The organism is Amycolatopsis sp. NPDC043887 (assembly GCF_056435665.1).
In genome coordinates, this window is record NZ_JBWKEB010000007.1 from 414,054 (window position 1) to 433,982 (window position 19,929).

The following is a 19,929-nucleotide window of genomic DNA, read 5'->3' on the forward strand; positions in this document are numbered from 1 at the left end:
ATCCCTGCGGGCCGCCACTCGCGTCAGGCCTATGTCAAAGGAGTCAAGGTGTCGAATCCAGCGCAGGATGAACGCACGCCCGGCCGGACCGCCCCACCGTCTTCCGATCGGCGCCGGGTCGCGTTCGCGACCGTCGTCGGCACCACGGTCGAGTGGTACGACTTCTTCGTTTACGCGTCCGCCGCCGGTCTCGTCTTCGGCAAGCTGTTCTTCTCCGGTCTCGGTGCCAACAGCACGCTCGTCTCCTTCGCCACGGTGGGCGTGAGCTTCCTGTTCCGCCCGCTCGGGGCGTTCCTCGCCGGGCACTTCGGCGACAAGTACGGCCGTCGTGTGGTCCTGGTGCTCACCCTGATCCTGATGGGCGCCGCGACCACGCTGATCGGCGTGCTCCCCACGTTCGACCAGATCGGTGTCCTCGCGCCGGTCCTGCTGATCCTGCTGCGGATCCTGCAGGGCGTTTCGGCTGGTGGGGAATGGGGCGGCGCCGTGCTGATGGCCGTCGAGCACGCGCCGTCGAAGCGCAGGGGACTCTTCGGCGCCTCGCCGCAGATCGGCGTCCCGCTCGGGCTGTTGCTGGCCTCCGGCGTCCTGGCGCTGACCAGCCTGCTCGTCCCCGGTCAGGCGTTCCTCGACTGGGGCTGGCGCATCCCGTTCCTGCTCAGTGTCGGGCTGATCCTGGTCGGCCACTACGTGCGGCGCCGCGTCGAGGAGAGCCCGGTCTTCCGCGAGATCGCCGAACGGCGTGAGCAGACCCGGACCCCGATCATCCAGCTGTTCCGCAAGCACGCCATGCTCGTCCTGGTGGCCGCGCTGGTATTCGCGGGCAACAACGCAGTCGGCTATATGACCACCGGCGGCTACATCCAGAACTACGCGACCAACCCGAAGGGGCCGATCGGCCTCGACCGCGGCCCGGTGCTGTGGGCGGTGACCGCGTCGGCGGCGACGTGGCTGCTCTCGACGTGGGCGGCGGGCGCGGTGTCCGACCGGTTCGGCAGGCGGCGCACCTACGTGGTCGGCTGGATCGCGCAACTCGCCGGCGTCGCGCTGCTCTTCCCCTTGGTGGACACCGGGAACATCGTGTTGCTGGCGCTGGGCTTGATCATTCTCAGCGTCGGGCTCGGGTTCACCTACGGCCAGCAGGCGGCGTTCTACGCGGAGCTGTTCCCCGCGTCGATCCGCTTCTCCGGCGTTTCGATCTCGTACGCGCTCGGTGCGATCCTCGGCGGCGCGTTCGCGCCGACGATCGCCACCGCGCTGGTCGACGCGACCGGCACGTCGGTGTCCGTGGCCGTCTATCTGGCCGGGATGACCGTCGTCGGTCTCATCGCCACCTTGCTGCTGCGTGACCGGTCGGGAATCCCGCTCGGACCGGACCACGAAGCCGAGCAGGCGGTGAGCCCGCTCCGGTTCGGCAAGTGACGAACGTGGCGTGATCGAGGCCCTGCGGCGCAGGCCGTCTTCGTCCCAGCGGCCCACGAGGTACATCGAGTCTGCTCCGTGTGCTGACAGGTGGGGTGAAGGCTCTCGGTCGTGGGTCGGGTTGGTCGTGAAATCGCCCATCTGGGCATCACTCGGACATTGAGTCAACGAAAAGTGTCCTTTGTGGACACCCAGGGGCGCGGTCGGCTCCTGTCGGCCACGGCAACCGAGCGCATGACCTGCGGCAACCCTCACCGCTTACGATCAAGACCCCCATCCGTGGCATTGCGTTCTAAGCTTCTTTGCCACTCACGACAGAAGTGGACCCCCGGCCGTCCGTGACGCTCACCCGCCGAGAGCGTCACGGACGGCCTTCGCCGCCGCCTTGAGCCGCTCCGCGAGCTCGGCGGGAGTGCGCGTGCTGGACAAGTAGACGACCGCGAGCGCCGCGGGGGCGTGGCCGCGCAAGGGGAGCGGCACGGCCACCGAGCTGAGATTCTCGATCACTTCACCATGGCTGTCCGCGTAGCCGCGGGCAGCCACTTCCTGTACTTCCACGGGCCGGTCTTCCGGTGAAAGCTGGGAAAGGATCGCGCGGCCGGGAGCGCCCGCGGTGAACGGATGCCTGGACCCCGGGCGCTGCGCGACGGACGCGATGGCGTGCCGGGGTTCCACGCTGACCAGCGTCACGCATTCCTCGCGGTCCATCACCGCCACGAAGCAGGTCATGCCGAGTTCGTTCGCGACCGCGGTCAGTTCTGGCAGCGCCGCGGCCTGCAGATCGTGTTTGATCCCGGCCGCGAGCGCCGCCAGCCGCGCGCCGAGTTCGTACTTCCCGGCGGGTTCCCGTGTGAGGAGTCCGTGCTCTTCGAGGGTGCGGATGAGCCGGTACGCGATCGAGCGGTGCACCCCGAGCCGTTCGGCGATCCGGTCGACACTGAGCGGTTCTTGGGCGTCGGCAAGGACTTCGAGCACGCGGATGCCGCGGCTGAGCGTCTGGGACGTGCTCGCGGTCTTGCGGGACTCCGAAACCATCGTATACGATCCATTTCGATAGTTGAACTGGCTGTTCGATTATAGAACAGGAATCGACGATGATGTCACGCGAAACCAGTTTCTCGCCGGGTTCGAGCCTGTATCGGCCACCCGCGCAGTTCTTCCGAGGCTGTCTCGGCCGCTTCGCGACGGGAGTGGCCGTTGTGACCTTCGACGCCGCTGCGAAACGGCACGGCCTGACGGTGAACTCCTTCACCGCGGTCTCGATGGATCCACCGCTCGTCCTCGTTTCGATCCAGCGCACCGTGAAGAGCCACGACCTGCTCGCCGGTCGCCCGTTCGCGGTCAACGTCCTCGGCGCGGAACAGGAGGCGCTGGCGATGAACTTCGCCGGCCGTCCGACCCCCGAAGGCGCGCCGACGTGGGTCGAAGGCGGGCACGCGCCGCGGCTCGGCGGCGTCCTCAGCTGGTTCGACTGCACGCCGTGGGCCGCCTACGACGGCGGCGATCACACCCTGTTCCTCGGCGAGGTGCGGGAGTTCGACTACCGCTCCGGTGACGCGCTCGGCTTCGTCAACGGGCAGTTCTCGACCATCCACGAATCCGCGCAAGGCCACGAATCCCTGTTCTGACAACGACGTCCATCCCGAAAAGGAGCACGACATGGGAGCCCGTACCGGACAGCAGTACCTCGACAAGCTCAACGCGATGACGCCGGAGTTGTACGTCGACGGCGAGAAGGTGACCTCGAAGGTCGCCGAGCACCCCGCTTTCCGCAACAACGCGCTGACCTACGCGAAGCTGTTCGACCTCCAGCACGACCCGGCGCACCGTGACGTCCTGACCTACGAATCGCCGACCACGGGGGAGCGGGTCGGAACCTCGTTCCTGGTGCCGCGCAGCGAGGAAGACCTCAAGCGCCGCCGCGCCGCCTTCTCCGTCTGGGCGAAGTATTCCAACGGCTTCCTCGGCCGCACCGGCGACTACATGAACTCGTCGCTCACCGCGCTCTCGACCGCGAAGAAGTTCTTCTCCCAGGCTGATCCCGTTTACGGCGAGCGCATCGCGAAGTACTACGAGATGGCGCGCGAGAACGACCTCCTCGCGACGCATACCCTGATCCCTCCGCAGGTCAACCGTTCGGTGTCAGGCAGCCGGCAGGGCGGTGGCAACCTGTCGGCGAAGGTGGTCGAGGAACGGGAAGACGGCATCGTCGTCCGCGGCGCGCGGATGCTCGCCACCATCGCGCCGATCGCCGACGAACTCCTGGTCTTCCCGTCGACAGTCCTGCGCGGTACTCCCGAGGACGCCCCGTACTCCTACGCTTTCGCCGTCCCGAACGACGCGCCCGGTCTCAAGTACTTCTGCCGGGCCGGAGTCGACCACGGCCGCTCGCACTTCGACGAACCGCTCGCCTCCCGGTTCGAGGAAATGGACGCGGTCGTGGTGTTCGACGACGTCTTCGTCCCGAGCGAGCGGGTCTTCCTGCTGGGGCACCCGGAGCTGTGCAACGCCTGGTACTCCGAGACCGGCGCCGGCGCGCTGATGACCCACCAGGTCGTCACGCGCACGCTGGCCAAGACGGAGTTCTACCTCGGCCTCGCCAGTGAGATCGCCGCCGCGATCGGCATCGGCGGTTTCCAGCACATCCAGCAGGACCTGTCGGAGCTGATCTCCTACGTCGAGATCGAGAAGGCCGTGCTGCGCGCCGCCGAGGCAGACGGAAAACTGAGCGAGGACGGCGTCTTCCTGCCCAAGTGGGAAGTCCTTAACGCCGCCCGGAACTGGTATCCCACAAAGGTCTCGCCGCGGCTGACCGAAATCATCCGCAAGTTCTCCGCCTCCGGGCTCATGGCCCTGCCGGGCGAAGCGGACTTCGAGGCCGAAGGGCGTCCTGACATCGACACGTACCTCCAGTCGGCCACGCTGCCGGCCAAGGACCGCGCACGGCTGTTCAAGCTGGCGTTCGACGCGTCGGTCTCGAGCTTCGCCGGGCGGGAGTCGCTGTACGAGTACTTCTTCTTCGGCGACCCGGTGCGGATGGCGGGTGCCCAGGTGAACGCGTACCCGAGGGAGGCGCTGCAGGAACGGGTCCGGGAACTGCTGGCGCGGGAGGAGTGAGGGAGTCGGGCCGGACACGCCCGGGATGCAAGAACTTGATTCATTCCAGAAAATGGGCCAGACTGCGGCCGTGCCCACGACCCCGGACTTCGAGCGGATGCTGCGCGGGGCCTCCCTGCGCGTGACGCGTCCCAGGGTGGCCGTGCTGACAGCGGTACGCGACCACCCGCACGCCGACACCGACTCGATCATCGGTGCCGTGCGTACGGAACTCGGAGAGGTCTCTCACCAGGCCATTTACGACGTGTTGCGGGCACTGACCGCCGCGGGTCTCGTTCGGCGGATCCAGCCGTCGGGGTCCGTGGCACGCTACGAGTCCCGGGTCGGGGACAACCACCACCACGTCGTGTGCCGAACCTGTGGTGCCATCGCCGACGTCGACTGCGCCGTCGGTCCCGCACCCTGTTTGACCGCGTCGAACGACCAAGGCTTCGTGATCGAAGAGGCCGAGGTCATCTACTGGGGCCTGTGTCCCGACTGTGCCGTTGAACCCCGTTCCTGAGCCCTGCAGTTCTGATTCCCGGAAGGATTCCCGTGTCTGACAGCCCGGACGCCGTCATCGGCGAAATGAACGAAGAGAGCGCGGGCGGCTGCCCCGTCTCGTCGGGCCGCCGCAACCACCCCACCGAAGGCGCGGGCAACCGTGACTGGTGGCCGAACCAGCTCAACCTGAAGATCCTCCGGAAGCACTCGGCGGCTTCCGACCCGATGGACGCCGGGTTCGATTACGCCGCCGAGTTCAAGACCCTCGACCTCGCCGAACTCGCCAAGGATGTCGACGCCGTCCTCACGACGTCGCAGGACTGGTGGCCCGCGGACTTCGGCCACTACGGCGGCTTCATGATCCGCATGGCGTGGCACAGCGCGGGCACCTACCGCATCGAGGACGGCCGCGGCGGCGCGGGCGCCGGCATGCAGCGTTTCGCCCCGCTCAACAGCTGGCCGGACAACGGCAACCTGGACAAGGCCCGCCGCCTGCTCTGGCCGGTCAAGAAGAAGTACGGCCGCAAGATCTCGTGGGCCGACCTGATGATCTTCACCGGCAACCGTGCCCTGGAGACCATGGGCTTCAAGACCTTCGGCTTCGCCGGTGGCCGCGCGGACGTCTGGGAGCCGGACGAGGACGTGTACTGGGGTCCCGAGCGCACGTGGCTCGGCGACGAGCGCTACACCGGCGACCGTGAGCTGGAGAACCCGCTGGCCGCCGTGCAGATGGGTCTCATCTACGTGAACCCGGAAGGCCCGAACGGCAACCCGGACCCGCTGGCCGCGGCCCGCGACATCCGCGAGACCTTCGGCCGGATGGCGATGAACGACGAGGAGACCGTCGCGCTGATCGCCGGCGGCCACAGTTTCGGCAAGACGCACGGCGCGGCCGACCCGGACAAGTACGTCGGCCCCGAGCCCGAAGGCGCTTCGATCGAGGAGCAGGGCCTGGGCTGGAAGAACACCTTCGGCAGCGGCAAGGGCCGCGACGCGATCACCAGTGGCCTCGAGGTCACCTGGACGCCGACCCCGACCCAGTGGAGCAACTGGTTCTTCCACAACCTCTTCGAGTACGAGTGGGAGCTGACCAAGAGCCCGGCGGGTGCCCACCAGTGGGTCCCGAAGGACGGCAAGGCGAAGAACACCGTGCCGGACCCCGAGGATGGCAAGCTCAACCGCGCGCCCGGCATGCTCACCACCGACCTGGCGCTGCGTTTCGACCCGGTCTACGAGCAGATCTCGCGCCGGTTCTACGAGAACCCGGACCAGTTCGCGGACGCCTTCGCCCGTGCCTGGTTCAAGCTGACCCACCGTGACATGGGCCCGATCCAGCGTTACCTCGGCCCGCTGGTGCCGCAGGAGACGCTGATCTGGCAGGACCCGGTGCCCGCCGTCGACCACGAGCTGATCGACGACGCGGACATCGCCTCCCTCAAGGAGAAGCTGCTCGCTTCGGGCCTGTCGGTCTCGCAGCTGGTCTCCACCGCTTGGGCGTCGGCCTCGACGTTCCGGGGCAGCGACAAGCGCGGTGGCGCGAACGGTGCCCGCATCCGCCTCGAGCCGCAGCGAGACTGGGAGGTCAACGACCCGCAGACGCTGTCCCAGGTGTTGCGGACCCTCGAGGGTGTCCAGGAGGCGTTCAACAGCGCCCAGACCGGCGGCAAGAAGGTCTCGCTCGCCGACCTGATCGTGCTGGGCGGCGTCGCCGCCGTCGAGCGGGCCGCGAAGGACGGCGGCCACGAGATCACCGTGCCGTTCACCCCGGGCCGCACCGACGCGACGGAGGAGCAGACCGACGCCGAGTCGTTCGCCCCGCTGGAGCCGACCGTCGACGGGTTCCGCAACTACCGCGGCAAGGGCCACCGTCTCCCGACGGAGTACCTGCTCCTCGACCGCGCGAACCTGCTGAACCTGAGCGCGCCCGAGATGACCGTCCTCGTCGGCGGTCTGCGTGTCCTCGGCGCCAACGCCCAGCAGTCCAAGCACGGCGTGTTCACCGAGAAGCCGGGGTCGCTGACCAACGACTTCTTCGTGAACCTGCTCGACATGGGAGTCCAGTGGACCGCCACGTCGGAGGACGCGGAGACCTTCGAAGGCCGCGACTCCGCGACCGGCGAGGTCAAGTGGACCGGTACCCGTGCCGACCTGGTGTTCGGGTCCAACTCCGAGCTTCGCGCGGTGGCGGAGGTCTACGCCAGCGACGACGCGAAGGAGAAGTTCGTCCGTGACTTCGTGTCCGCGTGGGACAAGGTCATGAACCTCGACCGGTACGACCTGGTCTGAAGCCAGCCGACCGAGCGTCCGGGCCCGTCGCTTCCGCGGCGGGCCCGGACGTTTTCACTGGCGCTGCAGATCCGGTTCCGGGTAGTCGCCGGCCTTGCGTTCGAGCGCGGTGGTGAGGACACCCAGCGCGATCATGCCGACGCCGAGGCCGAGATGCAGCCAGTTGTCGGCGACGTTGAACGGCAGGAAGTTCCCCGGGCTGCTCTGCGGGATCGCCAGGCCGATGATCCACAGCAGCAGATAGATCCCGCCGCCGACCATCAGGAAGACCCGGGAAGCGGCGCGGTTGCGAGCGGCGAGCACGCCCACCACGCCGAACAGCAGATGCACCACGTTGTGCAGGATCGACACGGCGAAGACGCCGAACAAGCGGGCGCCGGACTGATGCCCGGCGAATTCGCGCTCGGCATAGCCGGTGGTGATGCCCGGGACGAAGCCGAGTACGCCGACCACGAGGAAGACCGCGCCGACCGCCAGCGCGGCCACTCGCGGCGGACGCCGTAGGGTGCGGATGCCGTGCGCGGTCATGAGTCGCGGCCGTCCAGGCGTTCGTCCGAGGAACCTTCCCGCTCTTCGTCGCCTTGCTCGACGCTCTTGCGCTGTTCCTCAGGCGAGTTCGGGTTTCGGTGGTCGACGCTCTCGGCCGGGTCCATGGGGCGGGCGCCGCGCACCGTCGCCGGACGCCAGGAGGGTCAGGAGTTCGGCGTGCCCGGCCTGGGTGATCAGGCTGGCGGCGTCGAAGTAGATGCGCTCGTTCGTGATCCGATCCTCGTCGAAGAAGAACACCGCGATGATCGGCACCCGGAACGCCTTGCCGGTGGGCGGGCGGCCGTAGAACTCGCCGAGGTTGGTGCCGAGCAGGTCGAATTCGACGATGACCGACTCGTCGGCGAAGTGGTACCGGACGTTGTCGTGCCGCTGGTCCGGGAAGGCCGTGCGGGTCATGCGGTAGTACGCCATGACCTCTTCGTCGCCGTCGAAGATCTGGCCGGTCGCCATGATCTCGTAGTGCGGATGGCCGTTGAAGGTGCCCAGCGTGCGGTCGAACTCGTGGGCCACCTCGGTATCCATGTGCTCTTCGATGATCTTGTGGCGGCGCTCGCGCAGGTCGTCGCTGATCACTGGGCCTCCGGGTTGTTCCTGGTCGCGATCCGGAGCCTACCGCCCGCGGCCTCGTCGTCGGTCCCGTAGAGCAGGCTGCCGCACGAGCGTGAAAGACAGGTCATGGCCTCGATCTTGTGGCCGGGGAAGTCGCCGATCCTCACCGGAACGGGGGAGAGGGCGATCGAACCGTCGGAGCGAAGCACCCCCGCCGCGTACACGGCCGAGTCGAACGGGCCTTCGTCACCGGGGTCCGAGGCGGCCGAGACCAGGACGCGGTCGTCCGCGGTGATCTCGACGTCCGAGGTGTGACGGACGTCCGTGGCCGGGTACGGGACCCGGAACGGGATCGACTTCGGCTTCTTGAAGGACAGCTTCGAGACCGAGAACTCCGCGGTGTAGAGCGTGGCCGGGCGGGCGTCCTGGCCGCGGTCCGCCCAGACCGCGAACAATCGATCATTCATCTTTTTCAGCGCGAAACCCTCGTAATTGTCTTCCGGGTCACCTTTCGGCACCTGGAAAGTACCGAGCACTTTCAGCCGCTGGTCCTTCAGTTTGAAGTGAAAGCCCTTGCCGCCGCTGGCCAGCGCGATGAATTCGCCGGTCTTTCCCGGCACCGCTTCGGCCGCTTCCAGATCGACCGGGAGTTCGCCGGGCCAGTCGATCGAGTCCACCTTGGACACCTTGCCGTGATCGAGCCGGACCCGGACCGCCCGGTTCTCGCCGGGCTTCTTGTTGTCCCGTAGGACAAGCGCGTCGATCCGGTCGTCGTCCCGGTCGAGGACGGCGATGCCGCTGGCGCCCGAGGTCATCCCGGCGCCGATGGATTCCCAGCCGTCACCGGCGAGCGCCGCGGACGGCAGAAGCAGGGGAGCGGCCAGTGCGGGAAGAATCGCGAGAGAGGCGAATTTCATTCCGACAAACTAGTTCACGAGCGGGATGCAAGAAAGGCCGGAATCGGTGCATTCCATTCCGGCGCGGATTCGCGCCGGAATGGAGTACCGGTTCAGCCGCAGGAGAGGGTGCCGGCGCGGAGCGCGTGGCCGCCGTCGTTCCCGTCGTCGGCCCAGACCACCTGCTTGGTCCCGGAGGCACACGTGGCCGAGATCGCGAAGCCTTCGTTGTTGTAGTCCGGCATCCCGCTCGGCCGGTCGTGCGTGGCCGTGACGGCGAACGCGCCCCGCGCGTCCACCGCGAGCGTCGCCGAGTCACCGCCGCAGGTGTCGTCGCAGACCGCCCACAGCTTGCCGGTGGAAGCCTCGTACTCGAGTTCCATGATCGAGTCGAGCCCGCTCGCGAAACTCGCGACCCTGGTGTACTTCCCGCCCGCTTGGTCGAGCGCGTAGGCGTAGATCATCCCGTTGCTCTCGAGGCCGACGAGGTAGAGACCGGTCCCGTGGCCGGGGTAGCTGCTCGGGTTGTAGGCCGCCTTCGTGCGTTGGTCCACGAACCCCTTGGCGGTGAGGGCGCTGTCCGGGATCCACGAGACGGCTTCGAGGCCGTCGTTGGCCGATACCTTCGGCAGGTCCGCTGTCAGATCCCATTCGGCCTTGGCGGTGAGGGTCTTGGCCGTGCCGGAGACGTCGTACCGGAGCACCTTGAGCGCGCTCGTCTTGCTGTTGTCGCCGTCGCGTTCGGTGGCCGCGACCACGCCGTCCGGGGTGGCCACGACGGCTTCGGCGTCGGGGTCGCCCTCGCCGCTGCGATAGCGCAGCTGCTTGCCCGACGACCAGCCGTTGGCCGTGTCCGGCTGCCACTTCGAGCCATTGCGCACGAGGCGGTACAGCGTGCCGGGGCCGTTCTTGACCGCCCAGAGGACGTCCGGGCCGCCGAACGACAGGCCGCTCATGTTGCCGCCGAGGACATTCGAACCGTCGGCGTTCGTGACGGCCGAGCCGCCCGGCCACGGGCTGTTCGCCGTCGTGGTCGCGGTGGCGGTGGTGGCCGGCAGGACCAGCAGGGCGGCGGCGACGGTGGCCACGGCGGCGGGTCGGATTCGGCGAGGTGATCGGGGCATTCGCGCTCCTTCGGGGCGGACGAAGTGGGTCGCGGCGTGTCGTCACAAGTTAAGTAAGTTTCCTTACGAATACAAGATATCGCCAGGTTCTCACCGAATGAAGCAATGCTGGGTTTACAAAAGGTTGCCTCTTGTCAAACTGGGTGTACATCACTTACAGTTTTGTAAACCCAGCCAATGGAGGAGGGTGCGATGAGCGAGATGACGGGCACGATCCCGGCGGGCTCGACCGAACGCTGGACCGACGGCAAGCGATATCTGTGGCTGATCGGCCTGGTGGTGCCTTCGCTCGCGTTCCTGGCCATCGGGCTGCACGCGGCCACCGGCTGGGGAGTGTGGTTCTGGATCGGGCCGATCGTGATCTTGGCGATCGTGCCGCTGATCGACCTGGTGACCGGGCTGGACCGCAGCAATCCACCCGACGACGTGATCGAACGGCTGGAGCGGGATCGCTACTACCGGTGGATCACCTTCGCGTTCCTGCCCATCCAGTACGCGGGTTTCGTGGTCGCGTTCTGGCTGATCGCCCGCGGTGACCTGTCCGTCTTGGACAAGGTCGGCCTGGCGATCTCGATCGGCTGCATCGGTGGGATCGGCATCAACACCGCGCACGAACTCGGGCACAAGAAGGAGAGCCACGAGCGCTGGCTGTCGAAGATCGCGCTGGCGCAGAGCTTCTACGGCCACTTCTACATCGAGCACAACCGCGGCCACCACGTCCGGGTGGCCACTCCCGAGGACCCGGCCAGCAGCCGGGTGGGGGAGAGCTTCTACCGGTTCTGGCCGCGCACCGTGTTCGGCTCGCTGAAATCCGCGTGGGGGCTGGAGCGCAAGCGCTACGCCCGGCGTGACCGGCATCCGTTCCGGATCGGCAACGACGTGCTCAACGCCTGGCTGATGTCGGCGGTGCTGTGGGCGGCGATGACCGTGTGGCTGGGGCCGGGGATCCTGCCGTACCTGGTGATCCAGGCGGTGATCGGGTTCTCGTTGCTGGAGGTCGTGAACTACATGGAGCACTACGGCATGCGGCGGCAGATGGTCGGCCCGCCGAACCGCCGCCGGTACGAACGCGTGGACCCCAGCCACAGCTGGAACTCCAACAACATCGCCACCAACGTGCTGCTCTACCACCTGCAGCGGCACAGCGATCACCACGCCAACCCGACCCGCCGCTACCAGACGCTGCGTGATTTCGCGGAATCGCCGGTGCTCCCGACGGGCTACGCCGGGATGATCGTGCTGGCGCTGATCCCGCCGGTGTGGCGGCGCGTGATGGATCCGCGGGTGCTCGCGCATTTCGACGGCGACATCTCCCGCGCCAACATCCAGCCGTCGAAGCGGGCCAAGGTGCTGGCGCGCTACGGAACGCGTGTCACCGCGCCGTCGCGGCACGTCGCCGACACGCACGGCGACGCGACCGAGGGCGGGATGTGCCCCGGCTGCGGTTACGTGTACGACGAGAAACTCGGCGACCCGCGGGAGGGCTTCCCCGCCGGGACCCCGTGGTCGGCGATCCCGGATTCGTGGTGCTGCCCGGACTGCGGGGTGCGGGAGAAGGTCGATTTCGTCGCACCGGGGAGGGTCGGAGCATGATGAAGATCGAGGCGGATCGCGCGAAATGCGACGGGCTGGGCATGTGCGAGGCGATGGCGCCCGACTTCTTCGAGGTGGGTGACGACGGCACGGTCGTGGTGCTCGACGAGCGACCCGGTGAAGAACACCGCCAGGACCTGTCGGCCGCTGTCGACGCCTGCCCGGTCCTCGCGCTGAAGCTGCGGGACTGATCATGACACTGGTTGTCGTGGGAGCGTCGCTGGCCGGGTTGCGCGCGGTGGAGGCGGCTCGCCGGGACGGATATCGAGGGCGGATCGTGCTGATCGGCGCGGAGGACCACCCGCCGTACGATCGGCTCCCGCTGTCGAAGTCGTTCCTCGACGCGGAAGGACCCGGCAAGGTCGAGCCGTTCCACGGCGAGGACACATTGCGCGACGAGTTCGGCGTCGAGCTGATGCTCGGCGCCCCCGCGGACGGGCTCGACACCACCGCCCGCGAGGTGTCGGTGGCGGGGACGACCGTTCCCTACGAGGCGCTGGTGATCGCGACCGGCGCCACCGCGCGGCGGCTGCCCGGAAGCGAGGGGCTCGCCGGGGTCCACACGTTGAGGACCGCCGAGGACGCGCTGGCGGTCCGTGCGGCGCTCGACGACGGGGCGCGCACGGTCGTGATCGGCGCGGGTTTCATCGGCTCGGAGGTCGCCGCCGCGGCACGGAAGCGCGGGCTGCCGTCGACGATCGTCGAGACGCTCGACGTCCCGCTCACCCGGTCCGTCGGCGCCGAGGCCGGTGCGGTGTGCGCCTCGCTGCACCGGGAGGCGGGCACTGAACTGCGGTTGTCCACCACGGTCACCGGCCTGGAGTCCGACGGCGGTGTGGTGACCGGTGTCCGGCTTTCGACCGGCGAGGTGCTGCCCGCGGATCTGGTGGTCGCCGGCATCGGCGTCATCCCGGCCACCGGTTGGCTGGCCGGAAGCGGGGTGCCCTTGCACGAGCGAGACGGCGGCGTGGTGTGCGACGCCACGCTCGCGACCGGGGTGCCCGGCGTGTACGCCGCCGGCGATGTCGCACATGCCGCGAACCCGTTGTTCGACGGTGAGCTGATGCGGCTGGAGCACTGGACGAACGCCGCGGAGCAAGGTGCCGCGGCCGCTCGTCACGCGCTCGCGCCGGAAGCGGCGAAGGTGCTGTCGCCGGTGCCGTACTTCTGGTCGGACTGGTACGACCACCGGATCCAGTTCGTCGGCACCCCGCGGGCGGACGAGGTGGTGACCGCCGTCCCGGAGTCCGGTGGTTTCACCGCGCTGTACCGGCGCGGGGACCGGATCGTCGGGGCGCTGACCGTCGACCGCCCGCGCGAGATCATGAAGTACCGTCGCCATATCGCCGGGCGGGCGCCGTGGCCGGAGGCGCTGGCGTTCGCGGCGGGCACGGCGGCCTAGAATGACGATCATGAGTGAGGCGCCGGTCACGGGGGGTCCGTACCGTCAACCGATCGTCGCGTCGGCGATCGAGCTGACCGTACGCTCCGGCTGGTCCTCGGTGACGATGAGCAAGCTCGCGGAGATCGTCGGTGTCAGCCGCCAGACCGTCTACAACGAACTCGGCTCGAAGACCCAGCTCGCCGAAGCGATGATCTCGCACGAACTCGCCCGGTTCCTCGCGGTGGTCCGGGACGCCTTCGAACGGCATCCCGAAGACCTCGTCGAGGCGATCCACGACGCCGTCCGCGGTGTCCTCGAACTCGCCGACGACAATCTCCTGCTGCGCGCCATCGTCTCGGCCACGCACGGCGCCGACACCGAGTTGCTGCCGCTGTTGACGGTGCGGGCCGGGAGTCTGCTGAGCGAAGCGACCGTCATGCTGCGTGGCCGTGTCCGCGCCTACGGCCCGCCGCTGGATGCCGCGCAGCTGGACGTGGCGATCGACGTCGTGGTCCGGACCGTGCTGAGTCACATCATGCAGCCTTCGGATACCCCGGCGCGCACGGCCGACGCCCTGGCATGGATGGCTTCGCGTGTGCTCGGCGCGACGACGACCCGGTCACTGCGGCATCCTTCGGAGAATTAGGGCCGCGGTCTCCGCCGGGGTCAAGCGGGTGTTGTCGATGCGCACGTGATCGTGCCGCTCGATCAAGTCCTGGGCGTAGGTGCGCCGCGATCCGTCCGTGTTCATCACGTAATCGCGGTCGAATTCGAGCAGATTGGCGCGGGAGAAGTCGAGGTCGCGCTTGCTGGGCTTGCGGTCGAGGCGGAGCTCGGTGGTGTTCCGCTCGAGTCGTTCGTCGAGATCCGCATACAGCTCGACGAACCGCGTCTGGCCGCCCCGCGACCGGACGATGTCGACGTATGAGCCGATGAGTTCGGTGTCCTCGAGGAGTTCGAGACCCCACACGTAGGTGTAGACGAGGCCGGGTAGCGCGGCGTCGGCCGCCTCCTCGATGACGCGGCGGCGGAACTCGTTGACGAGCTTGCCGAACGGCGGCGAGCCGAACGGGAAGATGCCCAGCACCGGCTCGATGGCCATGTGGTTGTGGAACAGCTTGAACCCGGTGAGCTTGCACAACTCCTCGCCGACGGTCATCTTGCCGACGGCGGGCGGTCCGAAGATCACGACGAAGTCCACTCGGCCACGGTAGCGGCTCCACCGCGGCATCGAGGCGAGGTCAGGGCCGGCAGGGAATCGGGCCGCGCGGAACTGTCGGTCCCGTGTGCGACGCTCCACCGATGATCGTCGTGTTCGATGCCGAGCTCTGGGTCTGGGACGCCCGCCGCGGGGAGACCTGGACCTTCGTCAGCCTGCCCCAGGACATCTCCGAGGAGATCCGCGAGATCACCGACGGACCGCGCCGCGGGTTCGGTGCGGTCCGTGTCGAGGTCGGTATCGGCGGCAGCAAATGGAAGACGTCGATCTTCCCGGACTCCAAACAGGGTGCCTATGTGTTGCCGCTCAAGAAAGCGGTCCGTAAGGCCGAAGGGATCGAGGAGGGTGATGTGGCGAAAGTGACCGTCAAGCTGATCGACCTCTGACCGTCAGAGCAAGCGTTCGCCGAGCGGCGTCGTCAGATAGAGGACGCTACGGCCGGAGCGTTCGCGAGCGACGAGTCCGCTGTCCCGCAGGACCTTGAGGTGCTGGGAGACGGCACTCGGCGTCACACCCAAGGCGCGCGCGAGGTCGGTCGTGGTCGCGGGGGAGGACAGCGCCGTCAGGAGAGTGGCTCGCATCCGGCCAAGGAGCCGCACAGTGCCGGGCCCGGGTGATCGAGTCCCGGTCGCCCACAGCGCGCCGGTTCCTCGCGCCGGGTAGCGGATCGTGGTCTGGGTCGAGGTGTTCTTCTTGATCAGGACATACGGCGACCCGAGGACGACCGGCATCAGCACGAGACCGCCAGGTCCTCGTGTGACGACACTGTGCCGATTCCGCCAGCGCTCGCCGGCGAGCGTCACCCGGTCGGCGCACCAGCGCAGATCCGGATGCAGATCCGCGAACAACCGCTCGGCACCGCCCGCGGCCAGTTGCCGCGCGCGGAACCCGACGTCGGCGTCCAGCACCGCCCGCATCCGCGGCCAGTGCGGCGCGACGAGGCGGTCGTGGGCTTCGCGCAGTTCGTCGGCGATCTCCCGCAGACCGGATCCGGGGTCGTCGGCCAGTGCCGCGGCGGTGCCGGGAAGTCTCGCGCCGAAGACCCGGTCGAGACTGGCCCTCACCCGGGCTTCGGGGGTTCGCCGCACCGCGTCGAGGTCGCTTTCGAGGGAAGCTCCCGAGCCCTGCGGAGCAGGGACGAGGAACTCCGGCCAGCTGAGCTTGCCGTTGACGAGCAGCGGCCAGGTCCAGGAAAGATCGAGCGGTTCGCGATCGAGTTCCTCCCGTGCCCACCGCAGCCAGGGCAGATTGACCGGATTCCGGTCGAGGCCGGCGATCTGCAGCAGGCACGCCACGGTCTCGGACAGCGGCGAGATCGCGAGCCGGGTCGCGGCCAGTTCGGCGACGCCCAGCTCGATGGTCATCGGCATCGCCCGAGTATGTAGGCCCGAGCTAAATGGTGTCTCCGGAACACCGGACCTCGCCACGATCCGACCATGCCCGACCTGCCCCGCGCCTACAGACGGCTGTGGTGGGCCACCGGGATCGACAGCCTTGGCAACGGCGTCTTCACGGCGGCGCTGCCTCTGCTGGCGGTGACGGTGAGCCATGACGCCAGAGACGTCGCCCTGGTCTCCGCCGCGACGTATCTGCCGTGGCTTCTGCTATCGCTTACCGCCGGCTCCGTCGTCGACAGGGTCGACCGAACAACCCTCATGTGGCGAACGCAGGCGCTCCAAGCCCTGACCGTCGGCGTCCTCACGGCGCTCGTCGCGGCAGGAGCCATCACCGTGCCCGTGCTCGTCCTACTCGCGTTCGCCCTGGGGGCGTGCGACGTCTTCTACGACAACGCGGCGCAAACGGCGGTTCCGGATCTCGTCCCGAAAGGCTTGCTGCATCAGGCGAACGGCAGACAGCAGGTTGCGACGGTCGTTGGCAGGCAGTTCCTGGGCCCGCCTCTCGGGGGCCTGTTCTTCGCACTCGCCTGGACGTTGCCGTTCGCCGTCGACGCCGCGTCGCTCGTCCTCGCCACGGTACTCCTGGCGAAGCTGCCCAGACGAGTTGGCCAGACGGAAAGCGTGAAGGTCTTCGATGGAGTCCGGTGGCTGATGAGGCACCGCCTGCTTCGTGCTCTTGCGTTGCTGTTGGGCATCAACACCTTCTGCGGTCAGCTCGGGAACGCGACTCTCGTCCTGTTCGTGACCGACGTACTGCATCTCGACGCGGGAGTGTTCGGTCTGCTGCTCGCCGGGGCAGCACTCGGAGGCGTCGTGGGCGGACTCGTGATCACGCGGCTGACCGCCCGGCTCGGCGAACTCCGTGCACTCCTTGTCTCGCTCGCCGTGAACGCCGTCGTTTTCATCGGCATGGGGTTCAGCCCTCACGTCGCTGTGCTCGGTGGTCTCTTGGCGGTCAGCGGATTCGTGACGACGATCTGGAACGTCGTCACCGTCACCGTCCGCCAGCGGGAGGTGCCGTCGCACTTGCTCGGCCGTGTCAACAGCGTCTACCGGCTGCTCGGCTGGGGACTGATGCCGCTCGGCGCGTTGACCGGCGGGCTGCTCGCGCACAGGTTCGGGCTTCGCGTTCCCTATGCCGTCGCGGGTTTCATGCGCGGCCTCGCGCTCTTGGCCGCGCTTCCGGTGCTGATCACGGCGATGCGGGACGCTACTCCTCGGTGAGCTCGGCCAGCTGATCCGCGGCGTCCCGGTTCCCACGGTCGGGCTGGGCGAGCGGGCGGACGCTGGGTCTGTTCGCGGCCGCCGCGCTCGTCCTGCTGCTGTGGGGCGGTTGGGATCTGCGGACGACCGTCCGGCGTCAGGTCCTGCTGACGAACCTGACGCCGATCGTGTTCGCGTTCGCCATGTTCGCGCAGTCGCTGGTGCTGCCGCAGATCCTCCAGCTCCCCGCGGCCGTCCGGCGTGGTGTGATGCTGACCGCTCCACTGTCCGCGCGGATCACGAAAGCCCGCGGCCCCAAGGTGACGCTGATGCTCGGCGCGCTCGTCGTCGCCGCTGGTTACGGCCTCGGCACCGTCCTGATGGCGAGCGTGTGGCATCTCGTGCTGGTGTCCGCCACGATCGGCGCCGGCATCGGGCTCGCCTACGGTGCGATGCGCACGATCGGGACTTCGATCTCCAGCGCCGTCGCGGGCGTCATCTTGGCACTGCTGACCGTCCCTTCGGACCGCTGCAGGTCCCGTCCCAGGGTGGTTTCCGGCTGATCATGGGACTCGGCTCGGCGACCGTGCTCGTCGCGTTGGCGATCGCGGCGTTCATTCCCGGCCGGTCCTCGCCAGTTTCGACGGCCACCAGATCTTCCGTCCGACGTCCACCGCCAGAGCCGGTACCAGCAGCGACCGCACCAGGAGCGTATCGAGCAGGACGCCGAACGCGACGATGAAAGCCAGCTGTGCCAGGAAGAGGATGGGCAGGACGGCGAGGGCGGCGAAGGTCGCGGCGAGTACGACACCCGCGGACGTGATCACGCCGCCGGTGACGCGCAGGCCGCGCAGTGTCCCGTCCCGTGTACCGATCCTGCCCGCCTCTTCGCGGACCCTGGTCATCAGGAAGATGTTGTAGTCGATCCCCAGCGCGACAAGGAAGACGAAGCCGAACAGCGGGACGACCGGGTCGGCACCGGGGAAGTCGAAGACGTGGTTGAACACCAGTGCCGAGATTCCCATCGTCGCGGCGAAGGACAGCACCACCGTGCCGATCAGCAACAGCGGCGCCAGCAGTGACCGCAGCAGCAGCGCGAGCACGAGGAAGATCACGACCAGGACGATCGGGATGATCACCAACCGGTCGTGCTCCGAGGTCTCCCTGGTGTCGAGCAGGGTGGCCGTGGGTCCGCCGACCTTGGTGCCGTCGACGGTGTGCACGGCGTCGCGGATCCGTTGCACCGTCGCGACGGCCGCGTCGGAGTCCGGGGGATCGGCGAGTACGGCGTCGATCTTCGTGAGCCCGCCGGATTCGGCGCTTTGGCGGACGTCCGAGACGCCAGGGACACGGGCCAGCGCGGTGACAGTCTGAGCCTGCCCGGCGGGGGTGATGATCACCGTGGGAGAGCCGGAACCGCCGGGGAAGTAGCGCGAGAGGACCTCCTGCCCAGCGACGGAATCGACCGGCGTGAGGAAGACGTCGGACTGCGCGGTGCCGGAAGCCTTGAGCTGGGGGAGGAACGCGCCGCCCGCGAGCAGGACGACGGTCGTGACGATCCAGATCGTGCGCGGCGCGCGGGCGACCCAGACCGACACGCGGCCCCAGAGACCGCCGGTCTCGTCGCGTGGCGGGCCCACCGCCGGGCGGAATGGCCAGAAGGCGTTGCGCCCGCACAAGGCCAGGACGGCGGGCAGGAACGTGATGGTCGTGAGGAAGGCGGCGCCGATGCCGATGGCGGCGACCGGGCCGAGTCCCTTGTTGGAGTTCAGATCGCTGAACAGCAGGCACAGCACGCCGAGGATCACGGTCCCGGCGGATGCGGCGATCGGCTCGATGGTCGAGCGCCATGCCGTGCGGAGCGCGGTGCGGGCGTCGTCGGCCGCCCGGAGTTCTTCGCGATAGCGCGAGATCATCAGGAGCGCGTAGTCGGTGGCGGCGCCGAAGACGAGGATGAACAGGATTCCCTGGCTCTGCCCGTTCAGCGCCAGCACGTCGTGGTCCGCGAGCAGGTACACCGCGAGACTCGCCGTGCCCAGCGCGAACACCGCCGACAGCAGGACGAGCAGGGGAAGGAGCGGGCTCCGGTAGACGATGATCAGGATGACCGCGACCACCGCGCCCGCGACCAGGAGCAGCAGCCCGTCGATCCCGCCGAACGCCTCCTTGAGATCGGCGACCTGCGCGGCGGGCCCGGTCACGAGCACTTTCAATCCGTCCGGGGTGTCACGGGCGAGCGCGTCTCGCAGTGCCTCGACGCCGTCGCCGGGATCACTCTTGGCGTCGAGGAGCACGACCACCTGCGCGCCCGCGTTGCTCTCCGGCGCCGGGACGAGCCGCGCATTCGCCGTCCGGTCGGCGAGGAACCGCTTGTCAGCCTCGGTCAGGCCCGCCGGCCGCTCGGCGACGACGATCGCCGGGATGAAGGCGGCGCTGGAGAACTGCTTCTGGAGCTCGCCCACTTCGGTCGCTTCGGCCGACGCAGGCAGGAAACTGCTGCTGTCGTTCTCCGTGACCAGGCTGAGCTTGCCCGCGTACGGGCCGCTGAAGCCGCCGAAGATCAGCCAGGCGACCGCGACCAGGGCTGGGAGCAGCCACCGCAGACGTGACCGCGTGTGGGTGGGGCGTTCGACTTCCGAGATCATGGACGGATGGCTCCCGTGGCAATGCTACTTCGACGAGTGAATAGTTCGACCACCGAAATAGT

At 68.3% G+C, this 19,929-nt stretch carries 20 protein-coding genes; 12 read left to right on the forward strand and 8 right to left on the reverse strand.

Features of this window, described 5'->3' with window-relative positions; genetic code table 11:
- Positions 1–48: 48 nt before the first annotated feature.
- Positions 49–1,422 carry an MFS transporter gene (locus AC069H_RS21310; protein ID WP_478226080.1) on the forward strand — a complete coding sequence of 458 codons (1,374 nt, stop codon included), beginning with the start codon at positions 49–51 and terminating at the stop codon, positions 1,420–1,422.
- Positions 1,423–1,767: 345 nt separating this feature from the next.
- Here the strand turns inward: AC069H_RS21310 and AC069H_RS21315 are convergent, their stop codons facing one another.
- Positions 1,768–2,457 carry an IclR family transcriptional regulator gene (locus AC069H_RS21315; protein WP_478226081.1) on the reverse strand — a complete coding sequence of 230 codons (690 nt, stop codon included), beginning with the start codon at positions 2,455–2,457 and terminating at the stop codon, positions 1,768–1,770.
- A gap of 59 nt (positions 2,458–2,516) precedes the next feature.
- On the opposite strand from AC069H_RS21315, the gene AC069H_RS21320 reads away from it, so the two are divergent.
- From AC069H_RS21320 to katG, 4 genes are all read left to right on the forward strand, one after another.
- A complete protein-coding gene (locus tag AC069H_RS21320; RefSeq protein WP_340681634.1) occupies positions 2,517–3,050 on the forward strand; it encodes a flavin reductase family protein in 534 nt (177 codons plus the stop codon).
- A gap of 31 nt (positions 3,051–3,081) precedes the next feature.
- On the forward strand, positions 3,082–4,539 hold the full coding sequence (gene hpaB, locus AC069H_RS21325; RefSeq protein WP_478226083.1) for a 4-hydroxyphenylacetate 3-monooxygenase, oxygenase component: 1,458 nt from the start codon (positions 3,082–3,084) through the stop codon (positions 4,537–4,539).
- Between the two features lie 70 nt (positions 4,540–4,609).
- Entirely contained in the window at positions 4,610–5,041 is a 432-nt protein-coding gene (locus tag AC069H_RS21330; protein WP_340681636.1) for a Fur family transcriptional regulator, read from the forward strand.
- 32 nt (positions 5,042–5,073) lie between these two features.
- Positions 5,074–7,308, forward strand: coding sequence for a catalase/peroxidase HPI (gene katG, locus AC069H_RS21335; protein ID WP_478226084.1), 2,235 nt, complete (start codon positions 5,074–5,076; stop codon positions 7,306–7,308).
- Between the two features lie 54 nt (positions 7,309–7,362).
- Here the strand turns inward: katG and AC069H_RS21340 are convergent, their stop codons facing one another.
- The 4 genes from AC069H_RS21340 to AC069H_RS21355 form a co-directional block, all read right to left on the reverse strand.
- Positions 7,363–7,836 (reverse strand): DUF4383 domain-containing protein, encoded by a 474-nt coding sequence (locus AC069H_RS21340; RefSeq protein ID WP_478233567.1) that lies wholly within the window; start codon positions 7,834–7,836, stop codon positions 7,363–7,365.
- Positions 7,837–7,914: 78 nt separating this feature from the next.
- Positions 7,915–8,430: an ester cyclase gene (locus AC069H_RS21345; RefSeq protein WP_478233568.1), complete on the reverse strand. Its 516-nt coding sequence runs from the start codon at positions 8,428–8,430 to the stop codon at positions 7,915–7,917.
- A complete protein-coding gene (locus tag AC069H_RS21350; RefSeq protein ID WP_478233569.1) occupies positions 8,427–9,323 on the reverse strand; it encodes a hypothetical protein in 897 nt (298 codons plus the stop codon). The genes AC069H_RS21345 and AC069H_RS21350 overlap by 4 nt, the downstream gene beginning before the upstream one ends.
- A 92-nt stretch (positions 9,324–9,415) precedes the next feature.
- Positions 9,416–10,426 carry an SdiA-regulated/phytase-like domain-containing protein gene (locus AC069H_RS21355; RefSeq protein WP_478233570.1) on the reverse strand — a complete coding sequence of 337 codons (1,011 nt, stop codon included), beginning with the start codon at positions 10,424–10,426 and terminating at the stop codon, positions 9,416–9,418.
- 192 nt (positions 10,427–10,618) lie between these two features.
- Between AC069H_RS21355 and AC069H_RS21360 the strand changes: the two genes are divergently transcribed.
- Genes AC069H_RS21360 through AC069H_RS21375 form a run of 4 tightly spaced genes read left to right on the forward strand, consistent with a single transcriptional unit; the run spans position 10,619 to position 14,049 of the window.
- Positions 10,619–12,019 carry a fatty acid desaturase gene (locus AC069H_RS21360; RefSeq protein ID WP_478233571.1) on the forward strand — a complete coding sequence of 467 codons (1,401 nt, stop codon included), beginning with the start codon at positions 10,619–10,621 and terminating at the stop codon, positions 12,017–12,019.
- Positions 12,016–12,210, forward strand: a complete 195-nt coding sequence (locus AC069H_RS21365) for a ferredoxin (RefSeq protein WP_007029462.1) — start codon at positions 12,016–12,018, stop codon at positions 12,208–12,210. The genes AC069H_RS21360 and AC069H_RS21365 overlap by 4 nt, the downstream gene beginning before the upstream one ends.
- 2 nt (positions 12,211–12,212) lie before the next feature.
- Positions 12,213–13,421, forward strand: coding sequence for an NAD(P)/FAD-dependent oxidoreductase (locus tag AC069H_RS21370; protein ID WP_478233572.1), 1,209 nt, complete (start codon positions 12,213–12,215; stop codon positions 13,419–13,421).
- Between the two features lies 1 nt (position 13,422).
- Positions 13,423–14,049, forward strand: a complete 627-nt coding sequence (locus AC069H_RS21375; RefSeq protein ID WP_478226092.1) for a TetR/AcrR family transcriptional regulator — start codon at positions 13,423–13,425, stop codon at positions 14,047–14,049.
- On the opposite strand, the gene AC069H_RS21380 is transcribed toward AC069H_RS21375, so the two are convergent.
- Positions 14,023–14,604 (reverse strand): DEAD/DEAH box helicase family protein, encoded by a 582-nt coding sequence (locus tag AC069H_RS21380; RefSeq protein ID WP_478233573.1) that lies wholly within the window; start codon positions 14,602–14,604, stop codon positions 14,023–14,025. The two genes, AC069H_RS21375 and AC069H_RS21380, sit on opposite strands and share 27 nt — an antisense overlap.
- A gap of 101 nt (positions 14,605–14,705) precedes the next feature.
- On the opposite strand from AC069H_RS21380, the gene AC069H_RS21385 reads away from it, so the two are divergent.
- Positions 14,706–15,008, forward strand: a complete 303-nt coding sequence (locus tag AC069H_RS21385; protein WP_478233574.1) for a DUF1905 domain-containing protein — start codon at positions 14,706–14,708, stop codon at positions 15,006–15,008.
- 3 nt (positions 15,009–15,011) lie between these two features.
- On the opposite strand, the gene AC069H_RS21390 is transcribed toward AC069H_RS21385, so the two are convergent.
- Positions 15,012–15,992, reverse strand: a complete 981-nt coding sequence (locus AC069H_RS21390) for an ArsR/SmtB family transcription factor (RefSeq protein WP_478226096.1) — start codon at positions 15,990–15,992, stop codon at positions 15,012–15,014.
- Positions 15,993–16,058: 66 nt separating this feature from the next.
- Between AC069H_RS21390 and AC069H_RS21395 the strand changes: the two genes are divergently transcribed.
- The gene (locus AC069H_RS21395) at positions 16,059–17,243 is read left to right on the forward strand and encodes an MFS transporter (protein ID WP_478233575.1); all 1,185 of its coding nucleotides are present in this window, start codon (positions 16,059–16,061) and stop codon (positions 17,241–17,243) included.
- A 167-nt stretch (positions 17,244–17,410) separates the two neighbouring features.
- The gene (locus AC069H_RS21400; protein ID WP_478233576.1) at positions 17,411–17,785 is read left to right on the forward strand and encodes a hypothetical protein; all 375 of its coding nucleotides are present in this window, start codon (positions 17,411–17,413) and stop codon (positions 17,783–17,785) included.
- A 51-nt stretch (positions 17,786–17,836) separates the two neighbouring features.
- On the opposite strand, the gene AC069H_RS21405 is transcribed toward AC069H_RS21400, so the two are convergent.
- Complete coding sequence (locus tag AC069H_RS21405; RefSeq protein ID WP_478233577.1) at positions 17,837–19,867, reverse strand: MMPL family transporter; 2,031 nt, start codon at positions 19,865–19,867, stop codon at positions 17,837–17,839.
- Positions 19,868–19,929: the final 62 nt, after the last annotated feature.

Bases quoted from the DNA above. Each gene is read 5' to 3' on its own strand.
- AC069H_RS21405 (WP_478233577.1), bottom strand. From the start codon at position 19,867: ATGATCTCGGAAGTCGAACGCCCCACCCACACGCGGTCACGTCTGCGG.
- AC069H_RS21355 (WP_478233570.1), bottom strand. From the start codon at position 10,426: ATGCCCCGATCACCTCGCCGAATCCGACCCGCCGCCGTGGCCACCGTC.
- AC069H_RS21375 (WP_478226092.1), top strand. From the start codon at position 13,423: ATGACGATCATGAGTGAGGCGCCGGTCACGGGGGGTCCGTACCGTCAA.
- AC069H_RS21340 (WP_478233567.1), bottom strand. From the start codon at position 7,836: ATGACCGCGCACGGCATCCGCACCCTACGGCGTCCGCCGCGAGTGGCC.
- AC069H_RS21365 (WP_007029462.1), top strand. From the start codon at position 12,016: ATGATGAAGATCGAGGCGGATCGCGCGAAATGCGACGGGCTGGGCATG.
- AC069H_RS21360 (WP_478233571.1), top strand. From the start codon at position 10,619: ATGAGCGAGATGACGGGCACGATCCCGGCGGGCTCGACCGAACGCTGG.
- AC069H_RS21395 (WP_478233575.1), top strand. From the start codon at position 16,059: ATGCCCGACCTGCCCCGCGCCTACAGACGGCTGTGGTGGGCCACCGGG.
- AC069H_RS21385 (WP_478233574.1), top strand. From the start codon at position 14,706: ATGATCGTCGTGTTCGATGCCGAGCTCTGGGTCTGGGACGCCCGCCGC.
- hpaB (WP_478226083.1), top strand. From the start codon at position 3,082: ATGGGAGCCCGTACCGGACAGCAGTACCTCGACAAGCTCAACGCGATG.
- AC069H_RS21370 (WP_478233572.1), top strand. From the start codon at position 12,213: ATGACACTGGTTGTCGTGGGAGCGTCGCTGGCCGGGTTGCGCGCGGTG.
- AC069H_RS21350 (WP_478233569.1), bottom strand. From the start codon at position 9,323: ATGAAATTCGCCTCTCTCGCGATTCTTCCCGCACTGGCCGCTCCCCTG.
- AC069H_RS21390 (WP_478226096.1), bottom strand. From the start codon at position 15,992: ATGCCGATGACCATCGAGCTGGGCGTCGCCGAACTGGCCGCGACCCGG.
- AC069H_RS21320 (WP_340681634.1), top strand. From the start codon at position 2,517: ATGATGTCACGCGAAACCAGTTTCTCGCCGGGTTCGAGCCTGTATCGG.
- AC069H_RS21315 (WP_478226081.1), bottom strand. From the start codon at position 2,457: ATGGTTTCGGAGTCCCGCAAGACCGCGAGCACGTCCCAGACGCTCAGC.